Annotated in this window: 8 protein-coding genes; all 8 read right to left on the reverse strand. The window is 59.8% G+C overall.

What is annotated here, in order from left to right; genetic code table 11:
* Positions 1-62: 62 nt before the first annotated feature.
* A complete protein-coding gene (locus AC1RO5_RS26345) occupies positions 63-827 on the reverse strand; it encodes an ABC transporter ATP-binding protein (protein ID WP_493178499.1) in 765 nt (254 codons plus the stop codon).
* 18 nt (positions 828-845) lie between these two features.
* On the reverse strand, positions 846-1,958 hold the full coding sequence (locus AC1RO5_RS26350) for a succinylglutamate desuccinylase/aspartoacylase family protein (RefSeq protein ID WP_493178501.1): 1,113 nt from the start codon (positions 1,956-1,958) through the stop codon (positions 846-848).
* A gap of 9 nt (positions 1,959-1,967) precedes the next feature.
* Positions 1,968-2,666, reverse strand: a complete 699-nt coding sequence (locus AC1RO5_RS26355) for an ABC transporter permease (RefSeq protein ID WP_064616839.1) — start codon at positions 2,664-2,666, stop codon at positions 1,968-1,970.
* 14 nt (positions 2,667-2,680) lie between these two features.
* Positions 2,681-3,370, reverse strand: a complete 690-nt coding sequence (locus AC1RO5_RS26360) for an ABC transporter permease (RefSeq protein ID WP_493178502.1) — start codon at positions 3,368-3,370, stop codon at positions 2,681-2,683.
* 91 nt (positions 3,371-3,461) lie between these two features.
* Positions 3,462-4,238 carry an ABC transporter substrate-binding protein gene (locus AC1RO5_RS26365; protein WP_493178504.1) on the reverse strand — a complete coding sequence of 259 codons (777 nt, stop codon included), beginning with the start codon at positions 4,236-4,238 and terminating at the stop codon, positions 3,462-3,464.
* Between the two features lie 334 nt (positions 4,239-4,572).
* Positions 4,573-5,904 carry an OprD family porin gene (locus tag AC1RO5_RS26370; protein WP_493178505.1) on the reverse strand — a complete coding sequence of 444 codons (1,332 nt, stop codon included), beginning with the start codon at positions 5,902-5,904 and terminating at the stop codon, positions 4,573-4,575.
* Between the two features lie 63 nt (positions 5,905-5,967).
* Positions 5,968-7,512 carry an MFS transporter gene (locus AC1RO5_RS26375; RefSeq protein WP_493178507.1) on the reverse strand — a complete coding sequence of 515 codons (1,545 nt, stop codon included), beginning with the start codon at positions 7,510-7,512 and terminating at the stop codon, positions 5,968-5,970.
* A 9-nt stretch (positions 7,513-7,521) separates the two neighbouring features.
* A partial coding sequence (locus AC1RO5_RS26380; protein ID WP_493178508.1) for an aminotransferase class I/II-fold pyridoxal phosphate-dependent enzyme occupies positions 7,522-8,382 on the reverse strand: 861 nt, incomplete at its 5' end.

The following is an 8,382-nucleotide window of genomic DNA, read 5'->3' on the forward strand; positions in this document are numbered from 1 at the left end:
CGCGGGCAAGCCTCGCTCCTACGGGGTTTTGCGCGGGGGCATAAGTTGGCTGGAGTGTATGATTATTTCAAGCTGCCGGCCAGAAACTGCCGAAGCCGCTCGGACTGCGGATTGACCAGCACTTTACGCGGATTGCCGCGCTCTTCGACCAGGCCCTTGTGCAGGAACACCAACTGGTTCGAGACCTCGCGGGCAAAGCCCATTTCGTGGGTCACGACCACCATGGTGCGGCCTTCGAGTGCGAGGTCCTGCATGACTTTAAGCACCTCGCCGACCAGCTCGGGGTCGAGGGCTGAGGTCGGTTCATCGAACAGCATCACTTCCGGCTCCATGGCCAGCGCCCGGGCAATCGCCACGCGCTGCTGCTCACCCCCCGACATATGGGCCGGCCAGGCATTCATGCGGTGCGCCACGCCGACTTTGTTCAGGTAATGCTCGGCCTTTTCCCGCGCTTCTTTCTTGTTCATGCCCAGCACATGCACCGGGGCCTCCATGACGTTTTCAAGGGCGCTCATGTGCGACCAGAGGTTGAAGTGCTGAAACACCATCGACAGTCGCGAACGCATGCGTTGTAACTGTTTGGGCTCGGCAGCCTTGAGCCCGCCGAGTTTGTTGGTCACCAGCTTGAGCTGTTCGCCATTGAGCACGATGCTGCCGGCGTTGGGCTGTTCCAGCAGGTTGATGCAACGCAGGAAGGTGCTTTTGCCGGAACCGCTGGAGCCAATGATGCTGATCACGTCACCGGCCTTCGCCTCCAGGGACACGCCCTTGAGCACTTCGTGGGTGCCGTAGCTTTTGTGGAGATCCTGAATTTCAAGTTTGTACATGGTTTCAACTCTCTGGAATCAGTCGCTGAGCAAGCGGCCTTGGCGAATAGGGCGAGTACCGGCCACTTTGGCCAGCCACAAACCGGGCTGGGCAAAACGCAGGCGTTCGCGGGCATAGAGGATGCCGTCGGTGCTGGCGCGCACGATGCTGTGGCGATCGTTCAGCGGATCAAGCACTTCGAACAGCGGGTCGCCGACCCTGACCCGGGCACCCAGCGGTTGCAGAAAACTCACCACGCCGGGGTGCGGCGCATAGGCGTACTGCGCGCCGGCGAATGGCGTCGCTTCACACTCGGTCGGTGGCGCGGCCGGCCAGTCACCGCTGATCAGGCCTTGCTCGGCGAGATAGCCGAGAATGGCCTGCGCGCTCTCGATGCATTGCTCGCGTTCGGTATCGGCCATGCCGCGCAATTCGATTGTGGTGGCCACACACGCCAGCGGAATGTCGGCTTCAGGAAAGCGCTCGGCCAGGTGCAGCCAAGGGATTGCACAGGCTTCATCAAAGGCACTGCCGCCCGCATCCTCAGCCAGCAATGCGGCGCCGGCACCCAGTCGAGCGGCCAATGAGCGCAGGCGCGGCCAGTGTTGCGGCATGGCGTAAAGCAGCATGATCGACTCGAAATCGCAGTGCAGGTCCAGCACCACATCGGCGTCACAGGCATGTGAAAGCAACAGGCGGCGCAGGCCATCGAGTTCCGAGGTCGGCGGTGGCATGTCGGCGAGAACATCGGCCATGGCGCGGCGGATCAGCCCGGTGTTGACGTCGGCGTGGGCGCCCAGTTGACCTTTCACCAGCGCCGCCACAGCTTCGGCCAGCTCTGGAAAATCACGATTGAAGTTCTTCCCGCTGGAAAACTCAAAACGACCTTGATGGGTGGCCTGGAACATCTGGGCGATACCGATCGGATTGGCCATCGGCACCAACTCGATCACCCCGGTCAGGCGACCTTGCTCTTCCAGTTCCTGCAGACGGCGCTTGAGTTCAACGGCGACGCGCATCCCCGGCAGCTCGTCGGCATGCAGGGAGGCCTGGATGTAAACCTTGCGCGGTCCGCTGCCAAAACGAAACAGCGACAGCCGTCGTTCTGTGCCCGAGGCACCCCACGGCAACAGGTATTCAATGTGCTCCATAACAGCTCCTTAGTGCTTGCGCGGTGCCAGATAGGCCAGCCAGCGGCGCTCGGCCAGCTTGAACAGACGAACCAGGATGAAGGTCAGGGCCAGGTAGATAAGGCCGGCGGTGATGAACGCCTCGAATGGCAGATAGAACCGCGAACTGACCGTACGAGCGGCTCCGGTGATGTCGACCAGGGTGACGATCGACGCCAGGCTGGTGGTCTGCAGCATCATCAGCACTTCGTTGCTGTATTGCGGCAGTGCCCGGCGCAAGGCCGACGGCAGGAGCACGCGGCGGTACAAGGTAAAGCGCGACATGCCCATGGCCTTGGCGGCTTCGATCTCGCCGTGGGCCGTGGCTTTCAAACTGCCAGCCAGCAGTTCCGCGCTATAGGCACTGGTATTGATCGCGAAGGCCAGGCAGGCACAAAAGGTTGCACTGGACAGGTAAGGCCAGAGCGCGCTTTGGCGTACCGCTTCGAACTGCGCCAACCCGTAATAGATCAGGAACAGTTGCACCAGCATCGGGGTGCCGCGAATCACATAGGTGTAGAGCCAGGCCGGGAAGTTGATCAGCGGCGATCGGGAGACACGCATCAGCGCTAAAGGAATCGCCAGCACCAGGCCAACGGCAAGGGAAATCAGCAGAACTTTCAGGGTCAACAAGGCGCCATTGAGGTACAGCGGCAGGTTTTCCCAGATCAGGTTGTAGTCGAGAATCATGAATGTGCTCCCCGTCACAGTTCGGCGGCTTTTATGCCGACCGAGTAGTGTTTTTCCAGATAGCGCAGCACCAGCAAAGACACGCTGGTCAGCATCAGGTAGAGCGCGGCCACCGCGAGGAAAAACGTGAACGGCTCATGGGTGGCGTCCGCTGCGTTTTTGGCTTTGAACATCATGTCCTGCAACCCGATCACCGAGATCAGCGCGGTGGATTTGGTCAGCACCAACCAGTTGTTGGTGAACCCTGGAATGGCGAAACGAATCATCTGCGGCACCAGAATCCGCCAGAACACCTGAGTGCCCCTCATGCCATAAGCCACGCCGGCCTCGGCCTGACCTTTGGGGATTGCCATAAAAGCGCCGCGAAAGGTTTCCGAGAGGTAGGCACCAAAAATGAAACCCATGGTGCAGACGCCGGCGATAAACGGGTTGATGTCGATGTAGCGGGTGTAACCGAGTGCGAGGGCAATGCGGTTCACCAGATCCTGGCCGCCGTAGAAAATCAGCAGGATCAACACCAGGTCAGGAATACCGCGAATCAGGGTCGTATAACCTTCGCCCAGCACCGCCAGCCATTTAAACGGTGACAGACGAAAGGCGGCGCCGATCAGACCCAGGGCAATCGCCATGGTCATGGAAGTCAGGGCCAGATGAATGGTCAGCCAGGCGCCATCGAGAATGCTCGATCCGTAGCCGTGAAGCATGATGAAGTTCCTCAAACGAGCGCCGGGAGGCGCGCGAGACAAGCCAAAAGTGGCACCCGCAAACGCCGGCGCCAGGGTTTCGGGTAACGGCTTATTCGCCGTAGATATCGAAGGCGAAATACTTGGCCATCACTTGCTGGTACTTGCCGTTGGCGCGGATGGCGTCAATCGCTGCGCTCAGGCGTGCAACGTTCGCACTGTCGCCTTTACGCACTGCGATCCCGGCACCTCTGCCGAAGTATTTCGGGTCGTTGATGTCCGGCCCAACCAGTGCGAAACCTTTACCTATTGGCGTTTTGATAAAGCTCTCATCGGTGTTGACGATGTCGGCGAGGGTGGCGTCCAGGCGACCTGATGCCAGATCGAGGAAGGCTTCATTTTGTGAGCCGTAGCGGACTACCTCGGCGCCGGCTTGCGCAAGCTGCTCGGTGGCGAAACGGTCGTAGGTCGAGGCGCGTTGCACGCCGACTTTCTTGCCTTTGAGATCGACCAGCGGGTCGTTGATCACGCTGCCGGTCTTCATCGCGAACTTGCCCGGCGTGTGGTAGTACTTTTTGCTGAAATCGACCGACTTCATGCGGTCTTCAGTGATCGACATCGACGACAGCACTGCATCGATCTTGCGCACTTTCAGCGACGGAATCATGCCGTCGAATTCCTGGATGACCCACTCGCATTTGACCTTCATCTCTGCGCACAGCGCGTTGCCGATGTCGTAATCGAAACCACTGACATTGCCCTCCGGCGTCTTGAAGGAGAAGGGCGGGTAGGCGGCTTCGATGCCGATACGCAGGCTGTCCTCGTCAGCGTGTGCCAGCAAGCTTGCGGCGCACAGTGCCAGAGCACCTAGAAGTTCTGTTTTGTTCATATTGTTGACTCCTTGGATGGGGCGTTGGGGTGATACGGGCTGCCGTCCAGTCTGGCGAGGTGGACTGTCCTGATGATTTGCGAGGATATAAATGACATAAAATATTTCACAAATCAACTGTGTGAAAATAAACATATCAAGACGGGATGCGAATTCATGAACGTACCTGGCCAGGGCGGCGAAGGTATGGCGTCAGCTTTTGGCCCAGAGTGGCGGGGAGAAGAGGCAGATCTTCAGCAAGATCGCGGGGAGGGGAAGCAGGCTAGTCAGTCTTGTCTCTGTCATCTACAACGGCACACTGGGTGACGATGCGCATCACCCAGTGTGTCGGCTTTTACAGAATGTTCAGTGGGTAGCTGATGATCACTCGATGCTCGTCGCTGTCCCGTTGCGTGGACACTTCGGTGCGTAACGAAGCGTGGCGCAGGGCAATGCTCAGGTCTTTAAGCGGCCCTTGCTGGACCACATAACTCACGGTCAGGTTGCGCTCCCATTCGCTTTTGTCGCCCGTGGGAGTACGGATGTTCGAACCGCTTTCGTACATGCCCATGAAACTCAAACCCGGAACCCCGACCTTGGCGAAGTCATAGCCGTAGCGAACCTGCCAGGTGGTTTCGCCGGCGCGCTGGAATTTGCCGATCATCGACTCCGTCATGAAATACGCGGTGGAGCCGTCACCCTGGTTCAGCCAGACCGCGTCGCTGTCGCCGCTGACTTGCTGCAGGCCGGCGGCGATGGTGTGGCCGTTCACCAGGTAGGTGAATTGCGCGCTGCTCAGGCGACTGTCGACTTTGCCTTTGGTGACGCCGTCGCCGTAGTAGCCAAACGTGTAGAAGTCGGGGTCATGACCGTTGGCGCCATCGGAGCGGTTGTCGAAGTAACGCAGGTCGGTGCGCAGGGTGCCGGGGCCGACCTGCCAATCGTATTTGAGACCCAGAAAGTTCTGTTTGTAGAAGTCCTGCAGGTTGCCGTAGTAGTACTGCAAGGTCAGGTCTTTGGTCGCTTTGTAGTCCACGCCACCGTAATAGAACTTGTTGACGAACTCGCCCGTCTGCGCGTTGTTTGCACCGGGAATGGACATGCCCATCTGGTTGCTTGAGCCGCGACCTTTGACATGTTCCAACTGGCCGAGGGTGAAGGTGAAGTTCTCCAGATCCCTGGACTGGATCTGCCCGCCATTGAAGGTTTGTTGCAGCATGCGGTCGGTGGACATCACCACCGGCAACATCGGGACCAGCGTGCCGTATTTCAGTTCAGTGTTGGAGAACTTCGCCTTGGCCGTCAGGCCCAGGCTGCCGAACTCATCCACGGCACGCCCGTCGCTGTCGGTCGGGAAGATGTTGCCGTTGAAGTTTTTGCTTTCGGGGTTGTAGTGCCGGCCCTTGCCGGAGTCCAGCCGGATACCGTACATGCCAATGGCGTCTACGCCGAAACCGACCGTGCCCTGGGTGTAGCCGGACTGAAAGTTGGCGATGAAACCCTGGCCCCATTCCTGGGTGTAGTTGGGGGCGGCGGCGCCGCTGCGGTTATCGGCATTACTGAAAAAGTTGCGGGCCAGCACGCTGAGCTTGCTGTCTTCTACCAAGCCTGCGGCGTAACCCTGTTGAGCGATGATCAGGCCGCAAATGCCGGCCACTACTTTAGGTGCGCGATTGAAAAGCTCCATCGGAGTCATCCCCATGAGTTGTCGAATGTTGTGAGAGGCAGTCAAAAGCGGCAGTAAAGGTTTTTATTGTTTTTCAGGAGCAGCGGTGGCCGGCAAGACGTTCAGTCTCACGGGCGGCAAGCGGTACAGGATGAACAGTGCAAGCACGCCGATGCCGGCACAGAGCAGCAGGCCGACGCCCACCGACTGGGCCAGCGCATCGCGGGCCAGGTTCAGCCATTGCGGGTGTTCGAGCAGGGCGGCGTCGGGGTGCAAAAGGATCTGCGGGTCGGCGTACAACGCCAGTCCGTCGGCGTGCCCTTGGGCGATAAAAAGTCGTTGCAGGTTGGCGCTGTAAAGCAGGTTGACCAGCACGCCCATCGAGGCCGTTCCGAGCAATCCGCCTACCAGGCGCAGCGATTGGGTCAGCGCGGTGGCGATCCCGAGGAACTGGCGCTCGGCGAGGGTTTGAGTGAAGACTGTCAGATTCAGCAGAATGAATCCCAAGCCAAGACCCGCCAGCAGGATTAAGCCGAGCAACACATTGAAGGAGGCGCTACGCCCGGCGAGGGCCAGGCAGAAGCATGCCAGCAGCAGCGCCACAAAACCGCACAGCGGTAACAGGTTTGGATTACGCAAACGGGTCACGATGCGGCTGTTGACGATCGCCCCCAGGGTGATGCTCAGCGCCAGTGGTGTAATCAACAGGCCGGCATCCTGCGGCGAGTAGCCATAGCTGCCTTGCAGCAACAGCGGTAGATAGAACAGCAGCGAAAACATGATCGCGCCGGCCGCCATCGACAGCAGAAACAGCAGGCGTATGCTCGGTAGCCGCAGCAATGCCGAGGGCAGCAGTGCGTGTGTGCAGCGCCGCTCCCAAACGCACAACGCGACAGTCGCCGCCACGCAGATCAACCCCAGCGCCGCACTCAACATCAGGCTGGAATGCCCCAGCCATTCGACGAACAACTGCAGACTGCCCAATGCCAGGGCGATCAGCAGCGCGCCCGGCCAATCGAGGCTGATCTTTGTCAGTTGCTGCGGGCGGTAATAAGGCAGGTAGCGCCAGGCAAAAAACAGCGCCAGGCAACCCAGCGGCAGATTGAGATAGAACACCGAGCGCCAGCCAAACGCCCCGGTCAGATAACCACCTAAACCCGGACCGATGGCGTTGACCACACTGAACAGGGCGCTGAGCAGCATCTGCCAACGCAGGCGTTGTCTGGTATCGGGAAACAGTTCCGGAATGCAGGCGAATGCGGTGCCGATCAACATGCCGCCACCGACGCCCTGCAAGGCGCGACCGATCACCAGCAACAGCATGTCACTGGCCAGTGCGCAGGCCAGTGAAGCCAGGGTGAAAATCAGGGTGGCGGCGATCACGAAGGGCTTGCGCCCGTAGTAATCCCCCAGTCGGCCAAAGATCGAGATGGTGACGATAGATGCCAGCATGTAGCCCGTGGCGACCCACGCGTAAAGTTCAAAGCCCTTGAGTTCGGCGACGATGCTTGGCAAGGCATTGCCGATCACCGTCTGGTCGAGTGCCGAGAGCATCAACACCAGCGAGATGCCCAGCATCGCCAGCAAGGCCTGTTTGAAACTCAGGGGAGGGTGGGTCGCCACGGCCATCGTCGGTCCTCAGCTCAAAGCCGCAACGGCAGCGGCAATCCGTGAGCAACCTTCGTCGAGGGTCTTGATGTCGGTGGCGATCGACATCCGGAAGAACGGCGCCAACCCGTACGCGGTACCGGCCACCACTGCCACACCCTGGCTTTCCAACAGGTACATGACCACGTCGTAATCGGTGTCCAGGCGTTTGGCTTGAGTCGTCGATTTACCCAGCAAACCCGCGCAGTTCACATAGAGATAAAACGCCCCATCGGGTTTGCGGCAACTCAAACCGTCGATGGCGTTGAGTAGGTCCAGGCAACGATCACGGCGTTGCTGATACACCGCCACGCTTTCCTTGACGAAGGCCTGATCGCCGTTGAGCGCTTCGACCGCTGCAGACTGGCTGATCGAGCAGGCATTGCTGGTCGATTGCGATTGCAGGGTTGCCATCGCGCTGATCAAATCGGCCGGGCCGGCGGCGTAGCCGATCCGCCAGCCCGTCATGGCATAAGTCTTGGATACGCCGTTGACTACCACGGTGCGTGCGGTCAGCGCCGGTTCGATGGCGAGGATGTGCGGGTTGTCCAGGCCTTCATAGCGGATGTGTTCGTAAATGTCGTCGGTCATCAGCAACACCTGCGGATAGTCGAGCAGCACATCTGCCAGGGCGCGCAGTTCGGCGGCGCTGTAGCTGGCACCGGTCGGGTTGCTCGGCGAATTGAGCAGCAGCCAGCGAGTGCGTTCGGTGATTGCGCCGCGCAATTGAGCCGGGGTCAGCTTGAAAGCGTTTTCTTCCGGGCAGGCGAGGGTTACGGGTTCACCTTCGCAGGCCAGCACCATGTCGGGGTACGACACCCAGTACGGCGCCGGAATCAGCACTTCATCGCC

Source organism: Pseudomonas sp. GW822-FHT02G04 (genome assembly GCF_058802085.1).